The organism is Pseudomonas sp. Pso3 (genome assembly GCF_055393275.1).
Map to the genome: position 1 here is coordinate 2,339,682 of NZ_AP043687.1, position 21,960 is coordinate 2,361,641.

A 21,960-nucleotide genomic window follows, 5' to 3' on the forward strand; every position below is an offset into this window, starting at 1 on the left:
AGGGCGCGTCAGCCTTGGTCGGGCTCCGAGGGGTAGCGGGTCGCGACCAGACTTTCCTTGACCTTGCGCAGGTGCGGCTGGAAATCCACGCCGCGCTTGAGCGTGACCCCGGTAGCCAGGATGTCCAGCACGGTGAGCTGGATGATCCGCGAGGTCATGGGCATGTAGATATCGGTGTCTTCCGGCAGCGGAATGTCCAGGCTGTGGGTGCAGACCTTGGCCAGCGGGGTGTTGCTGGCGGTGAGGCCGAGCACCGAGGCGCCGTTGTCGCGGGCCAGCTTGGCCACGTCCACCAGTTCCCGGGTGCGGCCGGTGTAGGAGATGATCACGAAGAGATCGCCGGTCCTGGCGATGGAGGCGAGCATCCGCTGCATCAGGACGTCCGAATGCGCCGACACCGCCATGTTGAAGCGAAAGAACTTGTGCTGGGCGTCGAGGGCCACGGGCGCCGAGGCACCGAGACCGAAAAAGTGGATCTGCCGCGCCTGGATCATCAGGTCGACCGCGCGATCCACCGTGCGGGCGTCCAGCCGCTGGCGGGCGCTGTCCAGCGAGGCGATGGTGCTGCTGAAGATCTTTTCCGCGTAGGCCTCGGGTTCGTCGTTGGCTTCCACCGCCTGGCTGACATAGACCGCGCCACTGGCGATGCTTTGCGCCAGCTGGATCTTCATTTCCGGATAGCCGCTCACGCCCAGGGAACGGCAGAAGCGGTTGACGGTGGGCTCGCTGACCTGGGCCGCCTGGGCCAGGGCGGCGATGGTGTAGCGGGTGGCCTGCCGGGGATTCTGCAGGATGACCTCGGCGACCTTGCGTTCTGCGCGGTTGAGTTCGCCGATACGGGTCTGGATGGTTTGCAGCAGGGTGCTGGCACGATCCATGAGAACTCCTAGTGGTTGTTGTGCCTCTATCCTAAGGCTATAAAAGGTGTGGGCCGGGCTTACCCCTGCGCCGTATTTTTTAATATAAAGACTACGCGAATCGCCCCGGCTCCCCTATGATGGTGCTGGAATATCTCAAACTTTAAGTAAAAGAACGAATATTTATGGCTGGCGTCCGAGTTCTACCCTGTACCCTGGCAATCTTCGGCGCGTTGGGCGACCTGGCTCTGCGCAAACTTTTCCCTGCCCTGTATCAGCTGGATCGTGAAGGTCTGCTGCACGAGGATACCCGCATCATGGCGCTGGCGCGTGACCAGGGCGATGGGGTCAAGCAGCTGGAACACATCGAGGAGCGCCTGCGCCACTATGTGCCCAAGGCCGATTGGGACGAAGCGGTATGGACCCGGATGCGTGGTCGTCTCGGCTATCGCGCCATCGATTTCCGCAATCGCGAAGACTATACGGGACTTGCCGAGGATGTGGGTGAGACGTCGCCGCTGATCGCCTATTTCGCCACCCCGGCGCTGGTCTACAGCGCCATCTGCGAGAACCTCGCCGCCGTCGGCCTGTGCGAGCGCACCCGGGTGGTGATGGAAAAGCCCATCGGCTACGACCTGGAATCCTCCAAGGTGGTCAACGATGCCGTGGCGCGCTTCTTTCCCGAAGACCGCGTCTATCGTATCGACCACTACCTGGGCAAGGAAACCGTCCAGAACCTCATCGCCCTGCGTTTCGCCAACAGCCTGTTCGAGACCCAGTGGAACCAGAACTACATCTCCCACGTGGAGATCACCGTGGCCGAGAAGGTGGGCATCGAGGGTCGCTGGGGCTACTTCGACCAGGCCGGCCAGCTGCGCGACATGGTGCAGAACCACCTGCTGCAACTGCTCTGCCTGACCGCCATGGATCCGCCGGCGGATCTTTCCGCCGACAGCATCCGCGACGAGAAGGTCAAGGTCCTCAAGGCCCTGGAGCCCATCACCGCCGACCAGCTCGCCAGTCGGGTGGTCCTGGGTCAGTACACCTCCGGCTACAGCGACGGCAAGCCGGTGCCGGGCTATCTGGAAGAGCCCAATTCCAACACCGAGAGCCGCACCGAGACCTTTGTCGCCATCCGCGCCGATATCCGCAACTGGCGCTGGTCCGGGGTGCCTTTCTATCTGCGCACCGGCAAGCGCATGCCGCAGAAGCTGTCGCAGATCGTCATCCATTTCAAGGAGCCACCGCACTACATCTTCGCTCCCGAGCAGCGCAGCCTGATCAGCAACCGCCTGATCATCCGCATCCAGCCGGACGAAGGCATCTCGCTGCAGGTGATGAGCAAGGATCAGGGCCTGCGCAAGGGCATGCAGCTGCGCAGCGGTCCGCTGCAGCTCAACTTCTCCGAGACCTTCAAGCACCTGCGTACGCCGGATGCCTATGAGCGACTGCTGCTGGAAGTCATGCAGGGCAACCAGTCGCTGTTCGTCCGTAAGGACGAGATCGAAGCGGCCTGGAAATGGTGCGACCAGCTGATGGATGGCTGGTCGAAGATGGGTGATTCGCCCAAGTCCTATGCCGCCGGCAGCTGGGGTCCGCTGACCTCCATCGCACTGATCGCACGAGACGGGAGATCCTGGTATGGCGACGTCTGATCTGGGGCAGGGCGTGACCCTGCGCGAACTGCCTGACCGCGACGCCCACGCGGCGACGCTGGCCGAGACCGTCACCACCGCGCTGCGCGAAGCCCTGGCGGCCCGCGGCGAGGCGCTGCTGATCGTCTCCGGCGGTCGCAGTCCGGTGCCCTTTCTGGAGCGCCTGGCCCAGGCCGAGCTGGACTGGTCCAAGGTGCTGGTGACCCTGGCGGACGAGCGCTGGGTACCCGGTGACCATCCGGACAGCAATGCCGGCCTGCTGCGCAAGCACCTGTTCCAGGGGCCTGCCGCCGCGGCCGGCTTCGTCGACCTCTACAGCCCGGCCAGCTCCACGGAAGAGGGCATGGCCCTGACCGAAGCCCGGCTGCGCGACGCCCTGGCGACGCCCGATGTGCTGGTGCTGGGCATGGGTGACGACGCCCATACCGCCTCGCTGTTCCCCGGCAGTCCCGGCCTGGAAGAGGCCCTGGATCCGGCCAGCGAGCGCCTCAGCTTTCCCGGCGTGGCACCGTCCGCGCCCCAGACCCGCATCACTCTGAGCCGTGCCTACCTGAGCCGCGCGCGGCAACAGATCCTCGCCATCCAGGGCGCAGGCAAGCGACAGGTGCTGGAAACCGCTCTGGCCGAGGGCGACGAGCTGGCCACTCCGATCAAGGCGTTCCTGCGCGAACCCCTGGTCGTCTTTTGGTGCCCCTGACGAGGAGTTGAGTTTTGGACATGCAGAACAAGATCGCGACCCTAGATGCCCTGTGCGCCCGCGCGCGGATCCTGCCGGTGATCGTGATCAACGATCCCGCTGACGTGCTGCCGTTCGCCGACGCCATGGCTGCGGGGGGACTGACCGCCCTGGAAATCACCCTGAGGTCGGCCCACGGGCTGGACGCGGTGCGCCTGCTGCGCCAGGAACGTCCCGAGCTGGATGTCGGTGTGGGCACCGTGCTGGACGTGCGGATGTTCGATGCCGCGGTCGAGGCCGGCGCCCAGTTCATCGTCACCCCGGGCACCACCGAGGAAATCCTCCAGGCCGGGGTAGCGGCGCCCATCCCGCTGCTGCCCGGCATCGCCACGCCCTCGGAGATCATGCAGGCCTACCGCCTGGGGTATCGCCGCTTCAAGCTGTTTCCCGCCAACGTCTATGGCGGCGTCGATGCGCTCAAGGCCTTTGCCGGTCCCTTCGCCGAACTCAAGTTCTGCCCCACCGGCGGCGTCAACCCGGGCAATGTGAAGAGCTACTTCCAGCAGCCCAACCTGCTGTGCGTCGGCGGCAGCTGGATGCTGCCCGGCGATGTGGTGAAGGCCAAGGACTGGACCCGCGTCGAGCAGCTGTGCCGCGAGGCCCTGGCCACACTGGACTGACACTGCGGCCATCCGTCACCCGCCAGGCTAGTGCGGTGTCTCTGAAGTTCGCGCAAGAATTGGCGAGTGATTTTTTGGCTATGGCTAGGCGCCGGTACGAGTCATAGCAGGGCTATGGCGAGGAGTGGCAACGCCGCCATAGCCGAAAAAGCGCCGCCAAAATTGTGCAGTCAACTTCTGAGACACCACACTCGCTAGGCTGGCGCGAGCAGGGGCGCTATCATGCGCCCCTGTCTTTTTCCTGGCGCCCGTTCCGTGGCGCCTTTGTCGTCCACTACACCGGGAGGTGCCTGATGACCCTCGACAAGAATCCCCCAAACGAAATCCTCGAAGAAAGCGCACCCGCGCCGGCTGGCGAAAAGCTGCAGAAGGTGCTGTCGCGCCTGGGCGTCGGCTCTCGTCGCGACGTCGAGGCCTGGATCGGCGAAGGCCGCATCAAGGTCAACGGCGTGGTCGCGCCCCTGGGCCTGCGCGTCATGCCCAAGGACGCCATCGCGGTGGACGGTCGCCTGCTCAAGCGCGACCAGGCCGAGGAAGTGGTACGCCGCGTGCTGATCTATAACAAGCCCGAAGGCGAGATCTGCACCCGTGACGATCCCGAAGGCCGACCCACCGTCTTCGACCGCCTGCCCAAGCCCAAGCAGGGCCGCTGGATCAATGTCGGTCGCCTGGACATCAACACCACCGGCCTGCTGCTGTTCACCACCGATGGCGAACTGGCCAACCGGCTGATGCACCCGTCCTACCAGATGGACCGCGAGTACGCGGTACGGGTACGGGGCGAGGTGACCGAAGAGATGCTGCTGCGCCTGAAGAACGGGGTGATCCTCGAAGACGGCCCGGCGCGCTTCACCGATGTCCAGCAGGCGCCGGAAGGCGACGGCTTCAACCACTGGTTCCATTGCGTGGTGATGGAAGGTCGCAACCGCGAAGTCCGCAGGCTGTGGGAATCCCAGGGCCTGGTGGTGAGCCGGTTGAAGCGCGTACGTTTCGGTCCGGTGTTCATGACCAGCGATCTGCCGGTCGGGCGCTGGCGCGAGATGACCCAGGGGGAGATCGACATCCTCGCGGGCGAAGTCGGCCTGCCGCCGGTGGCGCTGCCGTCCATGGGCGGCAAGACCAAGGAAAAGCTCGAGCGTCAGCAGCGCAAGACGGCGCGGCCGATCGATGCCGGTCGGGGTTCGCGCAACAAGCTCAACAAGACGGGCAAGACCGGCAAGCCCCAGGGGTCGGCCGTGGCCGAGCGTCCCAGCGAAATGGGCCGCAAGCCGGTCAGCAAGGGCCGTACCTCGCCGGGCATCGCCCCGCGTCGTGGTCCGAGTGGTGGCGGTACCGGCAAGGGCGGTCGCCGCTAAGCAGAGAGGTCGCCTGGTCCCAGGCGACCGCTAGGCCAGGCTGCAGAATCGATTGCGGCCTTCGGCCTTGGCCTGATAGAGGGCGCGATCCGCGCGCAGCAGCAGGCAGCGCGGAGACTCGACGTCGCGCAGGGTCGCCAGGCCCAGGCTCAGGGTGACCGGCAAGGGGATGGCACCGGCGGTCTCCGACTGGGCCTCCACCGCCGCTCTCAGGCGTTCCGCCACGATATGCGCCGCTTCATGGCCAGTGGCCGACAGCAGTACACAGAATTCCTCGCCGCCAAAGCGAAAGACCATGTCCATGCTTCTCAGGCTGTTGCCGAGGGTGCGGGCGGTCTGGCGCAGCACGTCGTCACCGACGCTGTGGCCGAATCTGTCGTTGATGCGCTTGAAGTGATCCAGGTCCAGCATCAGCAGCGACAGCGGCTGCTGGGTGCGGCGGGCGAGTTCCAGTTCCCGCACCAGGGCACGATCCAGGGCGCTGCGATTGCCGACACCGGTCAAGGCATCGCGCAGGGCGTTGTTCTGGGCCTCGCGGTAGAGCAGGGCGTTGCGCAGGGGAAACAGCAGGCTGCCGAGCAGGTATTCCAGCGCCCCGAGTTCGCTGTCCTGGAAGCGCTCCTGACGGTAGAAGGTCAGATCGCCCAGACGCAGGTCCCCCTGGCTCAGGTGATAGTGCACCTGATGACCCTGTTCTTCGCCCAGGCCGATGGCCACGTCTTCCGCGGCATGTCGGTAGGTGAGGCCGGGCAGGTCCACTAGGGTATCCACCTCCTGCCGGAAGAGTTGCAGGACCCGTTCGAGCTCCAGCGAGGTCTGCAGGACGCTGAGCAGCCGCTGACGCAGTGCGCCCAGCACCGCCGGATCGCTGTCGCGGGCGGGGGCAGCCAGGTTGGCGTTGCGCTGCTGGCGAGCGCGATCGAGATTGATGGTGTTGGACGAGGGCGGGACCATGCCTGTTCTCCTTGGCGGATAGTCCCTCTACAGCGAGAAGCGTGCCAGTCTTTCAGTGGCAGTAAAATCAATGACTTAGGCGTATGGTGGCGATTGGCCGTCTGTAAGTTGACGCCTGGAAGCCAGGCGGGACGCTTTCGCGACCCGCTCGTGACGACTTTCCGACGCGTGGCCTATACCTTGAGTACTAGCTTGCCGAAGTTCTCGCCGGAGAACAGCTTCATCAGGGTCTCGGGGAAGGTGTCCAGGCCTTCCACCACATGCTCGCGGGATTTGAGCTGGCCGTCGGCCAGCCAGATCGCCAACTGCTTCTGCGCCTCGGCATAGCGAGCCGCGTGGTCGAGCACGATGAACCCTTCCATGCGCGCGCGATTGCTAAGCAGCGCCAGATAGTTCTGCGGGCCCTGCACCTTGTCGCTGTTGTACTGACTGATGGCGCCGCAGAGCACCACCCGTGCGCGGAAATTGATCTGCGCCAGCACCGCGTCGAGGGTCGGACCGCCGACGTTGTCGAAATAGACGTCGATGCCGTTGGGGCACTCGCGCTGCAGGGCGGCTGCGAGGTCCGGTTCGGCCTTGTAGTCGATGGCGGCGTCGAAGCCGAGCTCCTCGATCAGATAGCGGCATTTCTCCGCGCCACCGGCGATGCCCACCACATGGCAGGCCTTGAGCTTGCCGATCTGGCCGACCATGCTGCCCACCGCGCCGGCGGCGCCGGAGACCACGATGGTCTGGCCGGCCTTGGGCTCGCCGACCTCCAGCAGGCCGAAGTAGGCGGTCAGGCCGGTCATGCCAAGCACGGAAAGGTACTGGGGCAGGCTGGCCTTGCTGGGGTCCACCTTGTAGAAGCCCTGGGGCTCGCCCAGGTAATAGTCCTGGATGCCGAGCATGCCATTGACGGTATCGCCCACCTTGAAGTCCGGGTGGTTGGACGCCACCACCTCGCCGACGCCCAGGGCGCGAATGACCTCGCCGATGCCGATGGGCTTGATATAGGACTTGCCCTCGTTCATCCAGCCGCGCATGGCCGGGTCGAGGGAAAGGTACAGATTCTTGATAAGCACCTGACCGGCGCCGGGTTCGCCGATCGGCTGCTCGACGCGCTCGAAGGTGTCGGCGGTGGGTTCGCCGGAGGGGCGTTTGGCGAGCAGGAATTGGCGATTGGTACGGGACATGGTGTTCTCCTGACGGGAAGGATCCAGTTCCGACCCGTCAGGAGGGGCGCGGGTTCTAACGGCGGCGTGCGGTCAGTAGCAAACTGGCCAAAAGACCGGCGACCAGGCCCCAGAAGGCCGAGCCGATGCCGGCCAGGGTCAGGCCCGAGGCGGTGACCAGAAAGGTGATGAGTGCCGGTTCGCGCTGGCCGGGGTCGGCGAGGGCGCCGTGCAGGCCGTTCATGATGGAGCCGAGCAGCGCCAGGGCGGCTACCGAGATCACCAGTTCGCCTGGCAGCGAGGCGAACAGCGCTGCCAGGGTGGCGCCGAACAGCCCGGCGATGCCATAGAAGAGTCCGCACCAGACCGCCGCGGTATAGCGCTTGCTGGCGTCCTCATGGGCCTGGGGACCGGTGCAGATCGCCGCGCTGATGGCCGCCAGGTTGATGCCATGGGAGCCGAAGGGTGCCAGCAGCAGCGAGGCGAGGCCGGTGGTGGCGATCAGCGGCGAGGCCGGGACCGCGTAGCCATCGGTGCGCAGCACGGCGATACCGGGCATGTTCTGCGACGCCATGGCCACCACGAACAGCGGGATGGCGATGCCGATGGTGGCGGCCAGGGAAAAGGTCGGGGTGGTCCATACCGGCACCGCCAACTCCAGGCGCAGGCCGTGGAAGTCCAGCAGGCCCAGCCCGGCGGCCAGCAACAGGCCAGCCACCAGGGCGACCAGCACGCAATAGAGCGGCCACAGCCGCTTGGCCACCAGATAGGCCAGGGCCATGCCCAGCACCAGCGCGGTCTGGTGCTGGGCCGCGGTGCAGATCTCGATGCCGATGCGAAAGAGGATGCCGGCCAGCAGAGCGGCGGCCAGCGCCGGCGGGACCCGGCGCAGCAGGCGGTCGACGCTGCCGGTGAGACCGCAGAGGGCGAGCAGCACGGCGCAGAGGACAAAGGCGCCGATGGCGTCGCTGTAGGGCACCGACGGCAGGCTGGTGACCAGCAGCGCGGCGCCCGGGGTCGACCAGGCGATGACGATGGGGGTGCGGTATTTCAGCGACAGGCCGATGGTGGTCAGCGCCATGCCGATGGACAGTGCCCAGATCCAGGAGGAGATCTGTCCGCTGCTCAGGCCGGCATTCTGGCCGGCCTGGAACATCAGCACCAGGGAACTGGTGTAGCCCACCAGCATGGCGACGAAGCCGGCGACCACGGCGGCGGGCGAGGTATCGGCCAGCGGGGAAAGGCGTTGCGGAGCCGCGTGCATCGAAAAACCTCAGTGATGGCCGAACAGGATGGGATAGAGGGACAGCACCAGCAGCAGGGCCATGCTCCAGTTGAACAGCCGCAGCCGTGCCGGGCTGCTGAGCAGACGGCGCAGGCCCATGCCGAACAGCGTCCAGAGGCTGACGCTGGGCAGGTTGATCAGGGCGAAGAGCAGGGCAACCAGCAACAGGTTGGCGGTGAAGTTCTCGGCCGGAATATAGGCGGTGACCGCGCCGATGGCCATCACCCAGGCCTTGGGGTTCACCCATTGAAAGGCTGCTGCCTGGAAGAAGCCGAAGGGCTTGCCGCTGCCCGATTCGCGCGGCGTGGGGGCAGAGGCGGTGGCCAGCTTCCAGGCCAGATACAGCAGGTAGGCGCCGCCAATGACCCGCAAGGCGATCTGCAGCGGCGGATAGAGCACGAACAGCTGACCCAGGCCGAGGCCGGTGCAGATGACCAGCAGCATGTGGCCCAGGCTGATGCCGAACATGTGCGGCAGGGTCCGCCGAAAGCCGAAATTCACTCCCGACGCCAGCAGCATCATGTTGTTGGGGCCGGGCGTGGCGGAGGAGACGAAGGCGAAGAGCATGAAGGCGGAGAGCAGTTCGACGGTCATGAGGGGCATCCCTGGGCTTTGCGCCAGCTTAGCCAGGCCGCTCGGGCCGGTATCCGTACACCAAGGCCGCGAACCAGCGGTACAGTTTTCAGGAGTCGACCGAAGGGGTCAAACTGTCCTGGCTTTCGGTTTCGCTCTCCTGGCGGCCGGCCAGGGCCTGATTGAACGCCAGCCAGCCCTCGGCCGCGTCCGCTCCCGCCGAAGCCAGCGCCGCCTGCACCAGGCGCATCTGTTCACGTCTCAGGGTCTGCTCCAGGGCGGCGCCACCCCGGGTCAGGGATAGCCGTCGCTTGCGCTTGTCTGCGGCATCCGTCTCCATGGCCACCAGTTGCATCTCCAGCAACTGCCGCAGCGGAATGTTCAACGCCTGCTTGCTGACGTTGAGCACCTCCAGCAGCGCCTTGTTGCTCAGGCCCGGCTCGCGCGCGATGAAGAACAGGATGCGCTGGTGGACCCGGCTCAGGCCGCGCCGCGCCAGCATGTCGTCGGCCTTGGCGGTGAACGCCTGATAACCGAAGAAGAAGGTCTCCATGACCAGGCGCTGTTGGGAGGTCTGATTTAGGTCAAGCATATTGACTTGTCTTTCCGGAGTGGATTAGGGTCGGTCAAGTAGTTTGACTCATTACCAGGCCACGGGCCACAGGAGGGCAGATGGCATTTTCCGAACGGGTGACCCGACTCAAGAGCAGCCTGATCCGCGACATCCTGGCAGCGGCGCAGCGCCCGGAGGTGATGTCCTTCGCCGGAGGACTGCCGGCCGAGCGCTGCCTGCCAACGGTGGACTGGAGCACGATGCCGGCCGGCCTGGGTCAGTACGGCATGAGCGAGGGCGAGCCGGCGCTGCGCGAGGCCATCGCCGCCCAGGCCCGCGCCTATGGCCTGGACTGCACGGCGGACCAGGTGCTGGTGACCACGGGTTCGCAGCAGGCCCTGGATCTGATCGCCAAGCTCTATCTCGATGTCAGCACCCCGGTACTGGTGGAAGGCCCCACCTACCTGGCGGCGCTGCAGAGCTTCCAGTTCTTTGGCGCCGAGTGCCTGGAGGTCAGCCTGACGCCGGAGGGGCTGGACCTGGAGGCCTTGCGCCTGCGCCTGGAAGAGCGACGCCCGGCCTTCGCCTATCTGATCCCGACCTTCCAGAATCCTTCCGGGGTGCGCTATTCCGCAGCCAACCGTGCGGCGGTGGCAGCCCTGCTGGACGAGTACGGCGTGACCCTGGTCGAGGACGAGCCCTATCGCGAACTCAGCTACGACGGCGCGCCGGCGCGGCCGCTGTGCGGCCAACTCCGGCGCAGCGCCTGGATTCACACCGGCAGCCTGTCCAAGACGCTGCTGCCCGGCCTGCGCGTGGGCTACCTGATCGCCTCGCCTGAATTGCTCAAGCCCCTGCGGGCGCTCAAGCAGGCGGCCGATCTGCACACCTGCCGCATGAGCCAGTGGCAGGTGCTGCAATGGCTTGGTAGTGAGCGCTATGCCCGGCACCTGGAGGAGGTAAGGACCTTCTACCGTAAGCGTCGCGATGGCTTCGCGCGGGCGCTGACGCGACACTTCAGCGACATCGCCGACTGGCAGATTCCCCAGGGTGGACTGTTCTTCTGGTTACGGCTGAAAACGCCCCTGGATACCCGTACGCTGCTGGATGCCGCCCTGGCGCAGGACGTCGCCTTCATGCCGGGCGAGCCATTCTTCGCCGAACCGGATCGTCACCGCGGTCTGCTGCGGCTCAATTTCAGTCATGTGCTGCCCGAGCGGCTGGACACGGGCCTTGCGCGCCTGGCCAGCGTGATCCGGGAAGCCACCCCCCATGACAAGGAGCTGTGAGATGTATCAGGTCTATGGCGATCGTCGTTCCGGCAACTGCTACAAGGCGGTGCTGATGCTGCACCTGCTCGGCCTGGAGTATCGCTGGCACGAGGTCGATATCCTCGCCGGCGAGACGCAGAGCGAAGCCTTTTTGGCGAAGAATCCCAACGGCAAGATTCCGGTGCTGGAGCTGGAAGACGGCACCTGCCTGTGGGAATCCAATGCCATCCTCAACTTCCTCGCCGACGGCACGCGCTTCCTGCCCAGCGAGCCGCGGCTGCGGACCCAGGTGCTGCAGTGGCAATTCTTCGAGCAGTACAGTCACGAACCCTATGTGGCGGTGGCGCGTTTCATCCAGCTCTACCAGGGGCTGCCGGCGGAGCGCCGGGAGGAGTACGAGGTCTGCCTGGTGCGCGGCTACAAGGCCTTGCGGGTGATGGAGCAGCAGTTGCAGCGCACGCCCTTCCTGGTCGGCGAGGACTACTCGATCGCCGATATCGCGCTCTATGCCTACACCCACGTCGCCCACGAAGGCGGCTTCAGCCTGGACGACTATCCGGCCATCCAGGCCTGGCTGGCGCGGGTAGCGGCGCAGCCGGGGCATATCGCCATCGGCTGAAACGCGAGCGGGGAGCCAGGGCTCCCCGCGGGACGCTCGGACGTGATCAGCGAGCGCTGACCACGAACTGCCAGTACTGGTTGAGGCGGCGCTCGCCACCGTTGGCGGTCAGCAGCACGGAGGACGGTGGCTTGGACTGCAGCTCCGGCAGGGATTTCATCAGCGTCAGCCAGTTGCTGTAGTAGGTCTGCAGGCAGCGGCGGGCGGTGCCGTTGTTCTGCAGGGAGGTGAGGGCCTTCTGATAGGCCGGCTCGATCTGCGACAGTGCCTGGACGACACAGCTGTCGGTATCGGAGAAGCGAGCCGTATCGCCGATGCGGGTTCCGGCGATCACCGCCTTATTCGCACAGCTCTTGAAGGCGACCATGCTGGCCTGCTCGAATTGCAGGGCATCCTGATCCATGGCGAAAACGGGGGCGCTGCAGACGGCGGCTGCAACGAGGGCTAAGGCGTAAGCGTGGCGTTTCATGGTGGCGTCCCTGGCTACGTCATACAACGTGATGGCATCAATGCACAGCGGCAGACTGCACCGCCGGACAAATGTTCAGCGCGAAAGGCGGCAAAGCGCCATCAGGTGAATTCCACCAGACCGACGGTAGTGAGACCTATGAACAGGGCGGTCAGGGCGACCATGGCAAACGCCAGGAGATAATCTTCCATCAGGGCTTTCCCTACTACGATGACGGCAGTAGGACCGATGGCAATTGGCCAGGTTCGTGCGGAAGCGCAGCGCGCGCAAGCGGGCCGACGAAAGGTCATCGGGCCGAGGGGAGGGCGACGACGCCCGATGGGCGCCGTCGCCTAGACATCACTCTTCCAGGCGGTTCTTGTCGAGTTGCTTGGCCAGGCCGGCGCCCAGATCGGCACCCGTTACCGGTGCAGCATTCGGGTCCGACATGGTGCGGGTCGCGAGCTGTTCGACCGCCTTGGCCTGCATCGGCGGCAGCTTGACGCTGGCCAGGCCGTCGCCGCCGTCCACGGCGGGGCTGGGCTGTTCCACGAACTCCCAGTCCTGACCCTGGTTCCAGGGACCGCGCATATCGCCTTCGCCTTGCGACATGTTGTAGTAGACGCTGGCGAATTCCGGCCGCGGTGGCATCTTGCCCTGGGGGAAATTGGGCTGGATGGAGTGCAGCGCGTTCTCGAAGGACTTCTGGTGCGCGATCTCGCGGGTCATCAGAAAGCTCAGGGTATCCTTGATGCCGGCATCGTCGGTGACGTTGATCAGGCGCTCGTAGACGATCTTGGCCCGGGCCTCGGCGGCGATATTGGATCGCAGGTCGATGGTCGGCTCGCCGACGGTGTCGATGTAGGCCGCGGTCCAGGGCACCCCGCCCGAGTTGATCAGTTGCGGGCCGCCACCGTAGAGGATCTGGGTGAGGTGGGAGTCATTGCCGGCACCGGTCAGGGAGCGGTACATGTCCGCTTCTTCCTGGGTCTTTTCCGCCAGGTCGCCCTTGGCGCCCTTGTTCAGCATGGCGATCATCGAACCGATGATTTCCAGGTGGCTGAGTTCTTCGGTGGCGATGTCGAACAGCATGTCCTTGCGGCCCGGGTCGAGTTCGGCTATCGCCTGGGTGAAGTAGCGCATGGCGGCGGCGAGTTCGCCTTGGGGACCGCCGAATTGCTCCAGCATCAGGTTGGCGAGACCGGGATTGGGTTCGGACACGCGCACGGTGTATTGCAGTCGCTTGTTATGGACGAACATGTGACCTCCAGGGGCTAGTCACGGTATAACTCGGGCGTTTCAGCGCTTCGCGGTCAGATCGGGGTCGGCGGAGCGTTCCAGGAAGGCGCGGGTGGTGGCGGGCAGGTCTTCCAGCAGCCAGGCCGCCATGGCCTTCTCCTGTTCGAGGATGCGTTCGCAGGCCTGCTGCGTTTCGCTGTCGCCGATCTCGGCAGCGGCCGCGATCAGCGTGGTGTAGGTGGCGATTTCGATGTTCTCGAAGACATAGCCGGCGATGGCCCCCTTGATGACCTCATCGCTCATGGGTGCGCCGCCGATGGCCTGGCCCAGCGCCATCAACTTGCCGCCCATGTCCTTGAGGGTCGAGGGGCTGCTGCCGTGACGGCTCAGGCAGCCTTCGATCACCTGCCGCTGTTCCTGGGTCTCGCGGATGTGCTGCTCGATACGCTGGCGCAACTGCGGATAGTGCTCCAGGCGCGCGGCCTGGGCGGAGAGCATCTTCTCGGCCTGTTCCTCCATGGCATGGGCATCACGCAGCCAATCGATGAGGTTGTCTTGCTTGGAAGCGGTCATGGAAAACTCCTGCTCGTGGAGAGTGGCGACAACGGGCTGCAGCGCCCCGCCAGATTGCGTTCTGTCTGCTTATTAGTGGCCCTGGCCTAGCCAGAGATTCGGCTCATGGTGGCCTTTCGGATCGATGGGGAAGCCCTGGGCTTTTTGTTTTACAAGCCCAGCGGCAGGGGATTGTCTGGAACGCCGAGTTGTTGGACAGGCGCCTGTCGGCTGTACAACTCTTGTATTAGCCAAATAGCGTCTTTAGTCATATCTTTGCCGTTCACCCCCTCGAGCAAACCGTTCATTCCGTACTTGCCGAAGCCAGGGACATCTGTGTCAGGATCCGGCGAATGCATGGGAAGGAGTCAGCATGAAAGGGGCTGAGGAACAGCTGCCAGGCGTAGGCCCGGTCAGGCCGCCGGAGGCACGCTGGCCGGATCCGAATGTGCCGGGGCTGGAGCCGGACGAGATCATCGCGCAACTGCGGGCGTCGGCTGCGGGCGCTGACTGGGCCTGGTACCAGCGCCGTGGCCACTGGTCTTGCATGGCCACCGGAAATGACGCCGGTGGCTGGCCGGAATTGCTCGACGACGAGGAACTGGCACTGCTGTCCGCCCAGGCCTCGCTCCGCTGCTATCCCACCGGCAGTGGCCCGACCCCGCTGGGCTGGTTGCTCGCCCGTCCCGATGGCCATACCGATTTCGCCGCCCTGGCCCTGAGATTCGGCTTCGTGCTGCAGCGCCTGCAGTTGCAGCGGGCTCAGGCCATCCAGCAGGTGCTCTACGACATCACCTACCTCGCCAGTTCGACTCTGGATCGCCAGCTGTTCATGCAGCGCACCCATGAGTTGCTGGTGACCCTGATCGATGCGGAGAACCTCTGCCTGGCATTGCTCGATCCCGACGCCGACCGGATCCACTATCCCTATTACTTCGATCAGCGCGACGAGAGCCCGCCAGCGCCGGGTTCCTTCGAGCCGCTGGACCGCGAGCAGCCGAGCCTGACCGCCTTCGTGCTCATGCACGGCGAGCCGCTGCTACTGCCCAAGGAGGCCATGGAGGCCGCCCAGGCCAACGGACCCTATTACTGCCAGGGCAGCGTGCCCGAATTCTGGATGGGCATACCGCTCAAGGATGGCGCCGACCGCACCTTCGGCGTGCTCAGCCTGCAGGTCTACGACCGCGAGCGCCGTTACGGCCCCGAGGACCAGGCGCTGTTCCAGGTCATCGCCCGCGACGTCGCCATGGCCCTGGACCGCATCCTCCGGCGCGAGGATCTGGAAGCCACCGTGGGCCAGCGCACCCAGGAGCTGTCGGAGGTCAACGCCCGGCTGCGCGAGCAGATCGCCGAGCGCGAACGCGCCGAGCAGTTGCAGGCGGCGCTGTTCCGCATCGCCGAGCTGTCCAGCGCCAGCACCGACATGCCGGAATTGCTGGGGGGGCTGCACCGCGTCGTCGGCGAGTTGCTCTATGCCCACAACTTCTACATCGCCCTCTACGACGACGCCTCGGGCGAGGTGAGCTTTCCCTATTTCGCCGATGAGCGCCGTGCCGCGGCCCCCGTCGCCCGGCGCGGCAGCCGCGGCTATACCGAATACACCATCCGCCAACGGCGGCCCTGCATCATCGATCGGCACAAGGCCCGCCTGCTCATCGAGCGCGGCGAGATCACACCGGTCGAGGGCACCCCGGAAGCCTGTTCCTGGCTGGGCATCCCGCTCTATGACGGCAAGCAGGTGCGCGGCGTACTGGCGGTGCAGAGCTATCGCGAAGACGTCCGTTACAGCCAGCGCGACCAGGAGCTGCTGACCTTCGTCTCGCGCCACATCGATACCGCCTTGTCCCGGCGCAGCGCTGCGGAAGCCATCCAGCAGTCGCGCCAGGCCCTGGAGGTCAGGGTGCAGGAGCGCACCCGGGCCCTGGATGCGGCCAATGCCCGACTGCTGTACGAGAACAATCACGATGCCCTGACCCGGCTGCCCAATCGCAGCTTCTTGCAGCAGCGCCTGGGCGAACTCTGGACGGCGCTGGAGCGCGACGGCGCCGGCCTGGCGGTGATGTTTCTCGACCTGGACAGGTTCAAGCGCATCAACGACCAGTTCGGCCATCCCTTCGGCGATCTGCTGCTGGTGGCGGCGGGGGAGCGGCTGTCCGGCTGCCTGCGGGAGACCGACCTGCTGGCGCGGCTGGGGGGCGACGAATTCGCCATCCTGGTGCCCGGTGGCGGCCTGGATTCGCCGGTGGCCATCGCCCAGCGCATCATCGACGCCTTCGATCGCCCACTGGTGATCGACGACCACAGTCTGTTCGCCTCCTGCAGCATCGGCATCGTGGTGGCCGATCCCAGTCTGCATCGCCAGCCGGATGACCTGCTGCGCGATGCCGACACGGCCATGTACCGGGTCAAGCAGGGCGGCCGCGACAACTTCGCGGTGTTCAACCGGGAACTGCGCCAGGTGGTGTCCGACCAGGTGGTGCGCGAAGGCGCGCTGCGCAAGGCGCTGAAGAACGGCAACGAACTGGAGCCCTTCTTCCAGCCGATCATCGAGGTCGGCACCGGTCGCGTGGCGGCGCTGGAGGCGCTGATCCGCTGGCGACAGCCCGATGGCAGCGTGCTGGCGCCGGGGGCCTTTCTCCCCGAGCTGGAAGGCCTGCGCCTGATCGGGCGGCTGGATACCTACATGCTGACGCGCATCGCCGCCACCCTGGCCGAGCCCGCCCAGGCCCACTGGCCGGTGGTGCACGTCAATTGCTCCAGCTACAGCATCGTGCAGCCGGAATTCGCCGACGAGGTGCTGAGCATCCTCGCCGCGTACGGTGTGGCGCCGTCACGGATCTGCCTGGAATTGACCGAAGGGGCCCTGGTCGCCGAGCCCGAGCGTGCCAAGGCGGCCATGGAGGCCCTGGATCGCCACGGGGTCTCGGTGGTGCTGGACGATTTTGGCGCGGGCTTCTCGTCGCTGGGCTATGTCCACGAATACCGCTTTCGCGGCCTCAAGATCGACAAATCCTTTGTGCTGCGTCTGGGCGACAGCACGCGCAGTGTCGCCATCGTCCGCGCCATCGTGCGCATGGCCGAGTCGCTGGGCCTGGATGTGGTCGCCGAGGGCGTCGAGGACGCCCAGGCACTGCAACTGCTCAAGGACATGGGCGCCCGCCATGCCCAGGGCTATCTGTTCGCCCGGCCGCTGGACCTGCAGGCGACCCGGCAGCTGCTGGGCAGGGCCGCCGGCTAGAAGGTGACGCCGGCCACCAGGATCAGGTTGGTGTAGGGCTGGCACTCGCCGGTACGGATCTGCACCCGCGCCTGGCGACACAGCGTCTTCATCTCGTCATGGGAAACCAGGCGGCGGCTGCCCAGGGCGCCGTCGGCGTTCAGGCGCTCCAGTTCGGCCAGGGCCGGGGGCTGGACCTCGAGGGTTTCCTCGGCGAGCAGATGGCTTTCCACCTGCATCTCGCTGAGCAGCGCCTGCAGCACACTGAGGAAATCCGGGACGCCCGGGGTCACGGCCAGATCGACCAGGGGCGTGCCCGGCGGCACCGGCATGCCGGCGTCACCGATGACCACCAGGTCGCCGTGGCCGAGACTGGCGACGGCCTGGGACAGGGCGATGTTGAGCAGAGCGGTCTTCTTCACCGGGCGAGCTCCTGGCGGGTGGGGATGGAGGGCTGGGCGCCCGGACGGGTGACGGCGATGGCGGCGGCCTGCTGGCCGAGGGCGATGGCCGCCGAGACGCTCAGACCCTCCGCCAGGCCGGCGGCGAAGCCACCCAGGAAGGTGTCTCCGGCGGCCGTGGTGTCCACCGCCTTGACCGGCGTGGCCGGGTGGTGCTGGCAGCCGTCGGCGGAGACCTGCAGCAGGCCCTGGCCGCCCAGGGTCAGCAGCACCTGCCGGGCGCCAGCGGCGACCAGTTGGCGCGCAGCGGCTTCGGCCTGCTCCAGCGTGTCCACCGGCAGGCCGGTCAGCAGGCTGGCCTCGCTTTCGTTGGGCACCAGGTAGTCGATATGGGCGTACCACTCGGCCGGCAGCGGTCCGGTGGCCGGCGCCGGATTGAGGATCACCGTCTTGCCCAGCGCATGGGCGCGGGCGAGGGCGGCGCCCACGGTAGCCAGCGGGACCTCCAGCTGGGCGATCACCAGCTTGGCCTGGTCCAGCACGGATTCCTGGGCCTGCAGATGGGCGGCGGACAGTTCGCCGTTGCCACCGGCGACGATGACGATGGCGTTCTGGCCCTGGTCGTCCACCAGGATGGAGGCGATGCCGGTGGGCACCTCGGCCGCCACCGAGACGCCCTGGCAGTCGATGCCCTCCTGGAGCAGGCTGCGGGTGAGGAAGTCGCCATAGGGATCGGCGCCGACGCAGCCGATCATGGCGACCCGGGCGCCCAGGCGCGCGGCCGCCACGGCCTGGTTGGCGCCCTTGCCGCCGGGTGCGGTGGTGAAGGTATGGCCGGCGAGGGTCTCGCCGCCCTTGGGCAGGCGCGGGGTGCGCACCACCAGGTCCATGTTCAGGCTGCCGATGACGACGACGTCAGGGTGCATGGGAGGTCTCCAGAGCAGAGGGCGCCGCGGTGGATTCGCGCAGCACCAGCCGGGGTACGGCGATGTCGTGGGTGGAAGGGCTGCCGACCGTCTCGCGGCGCGCCAGCAGCAGCTGGGCCGCGCGTTCGCCGAGGTCACGGATCGACTGGCCGATGGTGGTCAGGGCCGGGTAGAGATAGCGGCTGAGTTCGATGTCGTCGAAGCCCACTACGGACAGCTGGCCGGGGACGCTCAGGCCCCGTTCGGCGGCGGCGCGCAGCACGCCCAGGGCGATGGTGTCGTTGCCGGCGAAGATCGCGGTGGGGCGCTCCGCCCGGGCCAGCAATTCGCGGGCTGCGGCATGACCGGCGGCGGCGGTGAAGGAGCAGCGCTGGATGGCGCCAGGGGCGATACCGGCCTCCGCCAGGGCCTGCTGGTAGCCGGTGATGCGCTCGCTGGCGACGGGAGAGTCGGCCGGGCCGCCGATGCAGGCGATGCGCCGATGACCGAGTTGCAGCAGGTGGCGGGTGGCGAGCAGGCCACCCTGGTGGTGATCGATGCGGATATGCGCGGCCTGGACGCCATCCAGCGGCCGGTCGGCCAGCACCAGCGGGATGCGCAGGCCGGCGAGGGCGCGGGCGAAGCGCGGATCGCCATCCACGGTGGCGACCACCAGGCCGTCGATCCGGCGCTCCTTCAGCACCCGCAGATAGCGCAGCTGCTTGTCGGCGTCGTCATCGGAATTGCAGAGGATGACGCTGTAGCCCTGGCGTTCGCAGTGGTCCTCGATCCCTCGCGCCAGCTCGGCGAAGTAGGGGTTGACCGCATTGGGCACCAGCACGCCGAAGGTGCCGGTGGCGCGACTGCGCAGGGAGCGCGCCACGCCGCTGGGCACGTAGCCCAGTTCGGCGATGGCCGCCTCGACCTTTTCCCGCACGCCCGGGCTGACCGGGCGGCTGTTGTTCACCACATGGGAGACGGTGGTGTAGGAGATGCCGGCGCGGGCGGCGACATCCTTGATGGTCGCCATCAGCCCTTGCTCTTGGCGCGCTGGCTGCGGTAGGTGTCGAGGATCACGGCGACCACGATGACCGCGCCGGTGATGATGCGCTTGGTCGGCTCGCTGGCGCCGATCTGGGCCAGGCCCGCGGCCAGCACCGAGATGATCAGTACGCCGAAGAAGGTGCTGATGACCGAGCCGCGACCGCCCATGAGGCTGGTCCCGCCGATCACCACGGCGGCGATCACCTGCAGCTCCAGGCCGACGCCGGCATTGGGATCGGCGGCTTCCAGGCGGGAGATCTGGAACAGCGCGGCGAGGCCCGCCAGCAGGCCCATGTGGGCGAAGACGATGACCTTGTAGGGCTTGGGATTGATCCCGGCCAGGCGCACCGCTTCCTCGTTGGTGCCGATGGCGATCAGGTAGCGCCCGAGCACCGAGCGGGTCAGCAGCAACTGGGCGACCACGATCACCAGCAGGGCGATGACGAAGGAGGGCGAGATGCCGAAGGCGAAGGGCGTCGACAGCCAGGCATAGGCATCACCGATGTAGGCGGTGCGCGAATCGGTCAACTGGTAGGCCGCGCCGCGGGCCATTTCCAGCACGCCCAGGGAGACGATGAAGGAAGGGATGCGCCAGGCCACGGTCACGCTGCCGGTGAGGGTGCCGGTCAGGGCGGCGCAGAGCATGCCCAGGGCCGCGGCGGGCAGGATGCCCCAGCCCCATTCCAGGGTGGCGACGCTGACCACGGCGGCGGCCAGGGCCACTACCGAACCCACCGAGAGGTCGATGCCGCCGATGATCAGGATGAAGGTCATCCCGGTCGCCAGCACCATCAGATCGGGGATCTGGTTGGCCAGGGTGGTGAAGGTGGCATAGGAGAGAAAGTGACTGCTCATCAGGGAGAACAGCACGATCATGGCCAGCAGGGCAGCGGCCAGGCCGACGTAGGTGCCCAGGCCCAGGCCGAAGGCGCGCCGGGAGGAGGTGACGGGAAGACTGCTCATCGAATGGCTTCCTGAGAAAGGGGTTGCGGCGGGACAGATTCTTCCAGCAGGGCTTCGCGGGAGCGATAGCCGGCGAAGGCGGCGGCCAGCAGCCGCTCCTGATCCCAGTCATGGCGTTCGAAGGTGGCTTCCAGGCGGCCGGCGGAGATCACGCCGATGCGATCGCAGATCAGCATCAGCTCGCGCAGATCGCTGGAGACCACGACCAGGGCCTTGCCCTGGCGGGTGAGTTCGGCCAGCAGGCCATAGATCTCGAACTTGGCGCCGACGTCGATGCCGCGCGTGGGTTCGTCGAACAGCAGCACCTGGCAGTCGCGTTCGAGCCAGCGGCCGATGACCACCTTCTGCTGGTTGCCCCCGGAAAGTTCGCCCACGGGCTGGCTGCCGTCGTTGCAGCGGATGCGCATGCCCTTGATATGACGCTCGGCCAGGGCGGCTTCACGGGCGCCGCTGACCAGGCCCTGCTGAGCGACCTTGGCCATGTTGCCCAGGGCCAGGTTGGCGCTGATGGGCTGGCTGAGCAGCAGACCTTCGCCCTTGCGGTCCTCGGTGATCAGGGCGATGCCCTGGCGTACCACCTTGGCCGGCGAGGCCAGGTCGACCGGTTTGCCGGCCAGGTGAACCGCGCCGGAGTCGGCGCGATCGGCACCGAAGATCAGCCGCAGCAGTTCGGTCCGTCCGGCGCCGATCAGCCCGGAGATGCCATAGATCTCCCCGCCGCGGACGCTGAAGGAGACGTCCTGGACCTTGTCGGCGCGCGACAGGCCCTTGACCTCCAGCAGCGGCGGCCCGAACCGGCGCTCGCCCATGTCCAGGTGCTCGCCGAGATCGCGGCCGACCATGAGGCTGACGATCTGGTCGGTGCCGTACTCCGCCATGGGCGCATCGGCTACCAGGCGGCCATCGCGCAGCACCACCAATTGCTGGGCGATACGCTTGAGTTCTTCCAGGCGATGGGAGATGTAGACCAGGGCCACGCCCCGGGCACGCAGCCGCTCGATCTGCTCGAACAGCAGCTCCACCTCGCGCGAGGTGAGCATGGCGGTGGGCTCGTCGAGGATCAGCACCCGGCAATCGCCGATCAGGTTGCGGGCGATTTCCACCATCTGCTGGTGACCCACGCCCAGTTCGGCGATGGGGGTATCCGGATGGATGGACTCCAGGCCGACCTGGGCCATGGCCAGCCGCGCCTGTTCGCGCAGCTGGCGGCGGTCGATCCAGCCCAGCCGCCGGGGCAGGCGGTCGAGAAAGAGATTTTCCGCCACGGTGAGGGTGGGCAGCAGATTGAGCTCCTGCATGACCATCCGCACCCCCTGGGCTTCCGCCTCGCGGCGGCTGCCCGGAGCGTAGGGTCGGCCGAGAAAGCTCAGCTCGCCGGTGGTGGGTTGCACCAGGCCACAGAGGATCTTGGACAGGGTGCTCTTGCCGGCGCCGTTTTCTCCAGTGAGCGCCAGCACCTGGCCGGCGCGCAATTCCAGGTCCACGCCGCCGAGTACCGGCTGTGCATAGGTCTTGCCGATGCCACGGGCGCTGAGGATGACCTCGGACGACATGGGGCT

The 21,960-nt window shown here is 66.6% G+C and carries 21 protein-coding genes; 7 read left to right on the forward strand and 14 right to left on the reverse strand.

Annotation, left to right across the window (positions count from 1 at the left end; all coding sequences use genetic code 11):
* Window positions 1-8: 8 nt before the first annotated feature.
* Window positions 9-878, reverse strand: a complete 870-nt coding sequence (locus ACZ5R1_RS10920; RefSeq protein WP_007158461.1) for a MurR/RpiR family transcriptional regulator — start codon at window positions 876-878, stop codon at window positions 9-11.
* 164 nt (window positions 879-1,042) lie between these two features.
* Here ACZ5R1_RS10920 and zwf point away from each other — a divergent pair, with 164 nt between their 5' ends.
* The 4 genes from zwf (at window position 1,043) to rluB (ending at window position 5,223) form a co-directional block, all read left to right on the forward strand.
* Complete coding sequence (gene zwf / locus ACZ5R1_RS10925; protein WP_027602213.1) at window positions 1,043-2,512, forward strand: glucose-6-phosphate dehydrogenase; 1,470 nt, start codon at window positions 1,043-1,045, stop codon at window positions 2,510-2,512.
* Entirely contained in the window at window positions 2,499-3,209 is a 711-nt protein-coding gene (gene pgl / locus ACZ5R1_RS10930; RefSeq protein ID WP_027599489.1) for a 6-phosphogluconolactonase, read from the forward strand. Before zwf ends, pgl begins: the two co-directional genes overlap by 14 nt.
* Before the next feature lie 20 nt (window positions 3,210-3,229).
* Window positions 3,230-3,868, forward strand: a complete 639-nt coding sequence (locus ACZ5R1_RS10935) for a bifunctional 4-hydroxy-2-oxoglutarate aldolase/2-dehydro-3-deoxy-phosphogluconate aldolase (RefSeq protein ID WP_464713195.1) — start codon at window positions 3,230-3,232, stop codon at window positions 3,866-3,868.
* 293 nt (window positions 3,869-4,161) lie between these two features.
* Window positions 4,162-5,223, forward strand: a complete 1,062-nt coding sequence (rluB, locus tag ACZ5R1_RS10940; RefSeq protein WP_042133979.1) for a 23S rRNA pseudouridine(2605) synthase RluB — start codon at window positions 4,162-4,164, stop codon at window positions 5,221-5,223.
* A gap of 30 nt (window positions 5,224-5,253) precedes the next feature.
* Here rluB and ACZ5R1_RS10945 read toward each other — a convergent pair whose 3' ends face one another.
* From ACZ5R1_RS10945 to ACZ5R1_RS10965, 5 genes are all read right to left on the reverse strand, one after another.
* The gene (locus ACZ5R1_RS10945; RefSeq protein ID WP_027599487.1) at window positions 5,254-6,177 is read right to left on the reverse strand and encodes a GGDEF domain-containing protein; all 924 of its coding nucleotides are present in this window, start codon (window positions 6,175-6,177) and stop codon (window positions 5,254-5,256) included.
* A 173-nt stretch (window positions 6,178-6,350) separates the two neighbouring features.
* A complete protein-coding gene (locus ACZ5R1_RS10950) occupies window positions 6,351-7,352 on the reverse strand; it encodes an NADP-dependent oxidoreductase (RefSeq protein ID WP_007158455.1) in 1,002 nt (333 codons plus the stop codon).
* A gap of 55 nt (window positions 7,353-7,407) precedes the next feature.
* On the reverse strand, window positions 7,408-8,595 hold the full coding sequence (locus tag ACZ5R1_RS10955; protein WP_464713196.1) for a benzoate/H(+) symporter BenE family transporter: 1,188 nt from the start codon (window positions 8,593-8,595) through the stop codon (window positions 7,408-7,410).
* A 9-nt stretch (window positions 8,596-8,604) separates the two neighbouring features.
* Window positions 8,605-9,210 (reverse strand): LysE family translocator, encoded by a 606-nt coding sequence (locus ACZ5R1_RS10960; protein WP_042133985.1) that lies wholly within the window; start codon window positions 9,208-9,210, stop codon window positions 8,605-8,607.
* An 88-nt stretch (window positions 9,211-9,298) separates the two neighbouring features.
* Window positions 9,299-9,781 carry a MarR family winged helix-turn-helix transcriptional regulator gene (locus ACZ5R1_RS10965; RefSeq protein ID WP_077172765.1) on the reverse strand — a complete coding sequence of 161 codons (483 nt, stop codon included), beginning with the start codon at window positions 9,779-9,781 and terminating at the stop codon, window positions 9,299-9,301.
* Window positions 9,782-9,861: 80 nt separating this feature from the next.
* Between ACZ5R1_RS10965 and ACZ5R1_RS10970 the strand changes: the two genes are divergently transcribed.
* Window positions 9,862-11,031, forward strand: a complete 1,170-nt coding sequence (locus tag ACZ5R1_RS10970; RefSeq protein WP_464713197.1) for an aminotransferase-like domain-containing protein — start codon at window positions 9,862-9,864, stop codon at window positions 11,029-11,031.
* A gap of 1 nt (window position 11,032) precedes the next feature.
* Window positions 11,033-11,632: a glutathione S-transferase family protein gene (locus ACZ5R1_RS10975; RefSeq protein WP_464713198.1), complete on the forward strand. Its 600-nt coding sequence runs from the start codon at window positions 11,033-11,035 to the stop codon at window positions 11,630-11,632.
* A 46-nt stretch (window positions 11,633-11,678) separates the two neighbouring features.
* Here the strand turns inward: ACZ5R1_RS10975 and ACZ5R1_RS10980 are convergent, their stop codons facing one another.
* The 3 genes from ACZ5R1_RS10980 to ACZ5R1_RS10990 all read right to left on the reverse strand — a co-directional run bounded on the left by ACZ5R1_RS10980 (window position 11,679) and on the right by ACZ5R1_RS10990 (window position 13,892).
* Entirely contained in the window at window positions 11,679-12,101 is a 423-nt protein-coding gene (locus ACZ5R1_RS10980) for a hypothetical protein (RefSeq protein ID WP_235389917.1), read from the reverse strand.
* A gap of 339 nt (window positions 12,102-12,440) precedes the next feature.
* The gene (locus ACZ5R1_RS10985) at window positions 12,441-13,340 is read right to left on the reverse strand and encodes a manganese catalase family protein (protein WP_007158448.1); all 900 of its coding nucleotides are present in this window, start codon (window positions 13,338-13,340) and stop codon (window positions 12,441-12,443) included.
* Between the two features lie 39 nt (window positions 13,341-13,379).
* Window positions 13,380-13,892 (reverse strand): ferritin-like domain-containing protein, encoded by a 513-nt coding sequence (locus ACZ5R1_RS10990; RefSeq protein ID WP_007158447.1) that lies wholly within the window; start codon window positions 13,890-13,892, stop codon window positions 13,380-13,382.
* Window positions 13,893-14,244: 352 nt separating this feature from the next.
* On the opposite strand from ACZ5R1_RS10990, the gene ACZ5R1_RS10995 reads away from it, so the two are divergent.
* Window positions 14,245-17,109: a sensor domain-containing phosphodiesterase gene (locus tag ACZ5R1_RS10995; protein WP_464713199.1), complete on the forward strand. Its 2,865-nt coding sequence runs from the start codon at window positions 14,245-14,247 to the stop codon at window positions 17,107-17,109.
* On the opposite strand, the gene rbsD is transcribed toward ACZ5R1_RS10995, so the two are convergent.
* The 5 genes from rbsD to ACZ5R1_RS11020 are packed head-to-tail and all read right to left on the reverse strand — an operon-like array spanning window position 17,106 to window position 21,954.
* Window positions 17,106-17,510 (reverse strand): D-ribose pyranase, encoded by a 405-nt coding sequence (rbsD, locus tag ACZ5R1_RS11000; RefSeq protein ID WP_077172769.1) that lies wholly within the window; start codon window positions 17,508-17,510, stop codon window positions 17,106-17,108. The genes ACZ5R1_RS10995 and rbsD overlap by 4 nt on opposite strands.
* Window positions 17,507-18,415, reverse strand: a complete 909-nt coding sequence (gene rbsK, locus ACZ5R1_RS11005) for a ribokinase (RefSeq protein ID WP_007158444.1) — start codon at window positions 18,413-18,415, stop codon at window positions 17,507-17,509. Before rbsK ends, rbsD begins: the two co-directional genes overlap by 4 nt.
* Entirely contained in the window at window positions 18,405-19,424 is a 1,020-nt protein-coding gene (locus ACZ5R1_RS11010) for a LacI family DNA-binding transcriptional regulator (protein ID WP_027599476.1), read from the reverse strand. The genes rbsK and ACZ5R1_RS11010 overlap by 11 nt, the downstream gene beginning before the upstream one ends.
* The gene (locus ACZ5R1_RS11015) at window positions 19,424-20,401 is read right to left on the reverse strand and encodes an ABC transporter permease (protein ID WP_464713200.1); all 978 of its coding nucleotides are present in this window, start codon (window positions 20,399-20,401) and stop codon (window positions 19,424-19,426) included. Before ACZ5R1_RS11015 ends, ACZ5R1_RS11010 begins: the two co-directional genes overlap by 1 nt.
* Window positions 20,398-21,954: a sugar ABC transporter ATP-binding protein gene (locus tag ACZ5R1_RS11020; RefSeq protein WP_464713201.1), complete on the reverse strand. Its 1,557-nt coding sequence runs from the start codon at window positions 21,952-21,954 to the stop codon at window positions 20,398-20,400. The genes ACZ5R1_RS11015 and ACZ5R1_RS11020 overlap by 4 nt, the downstream gene beginning before the upstream one ends.
* Window positions 21,955-21,960: the final 6 nt, after the last annotated feature.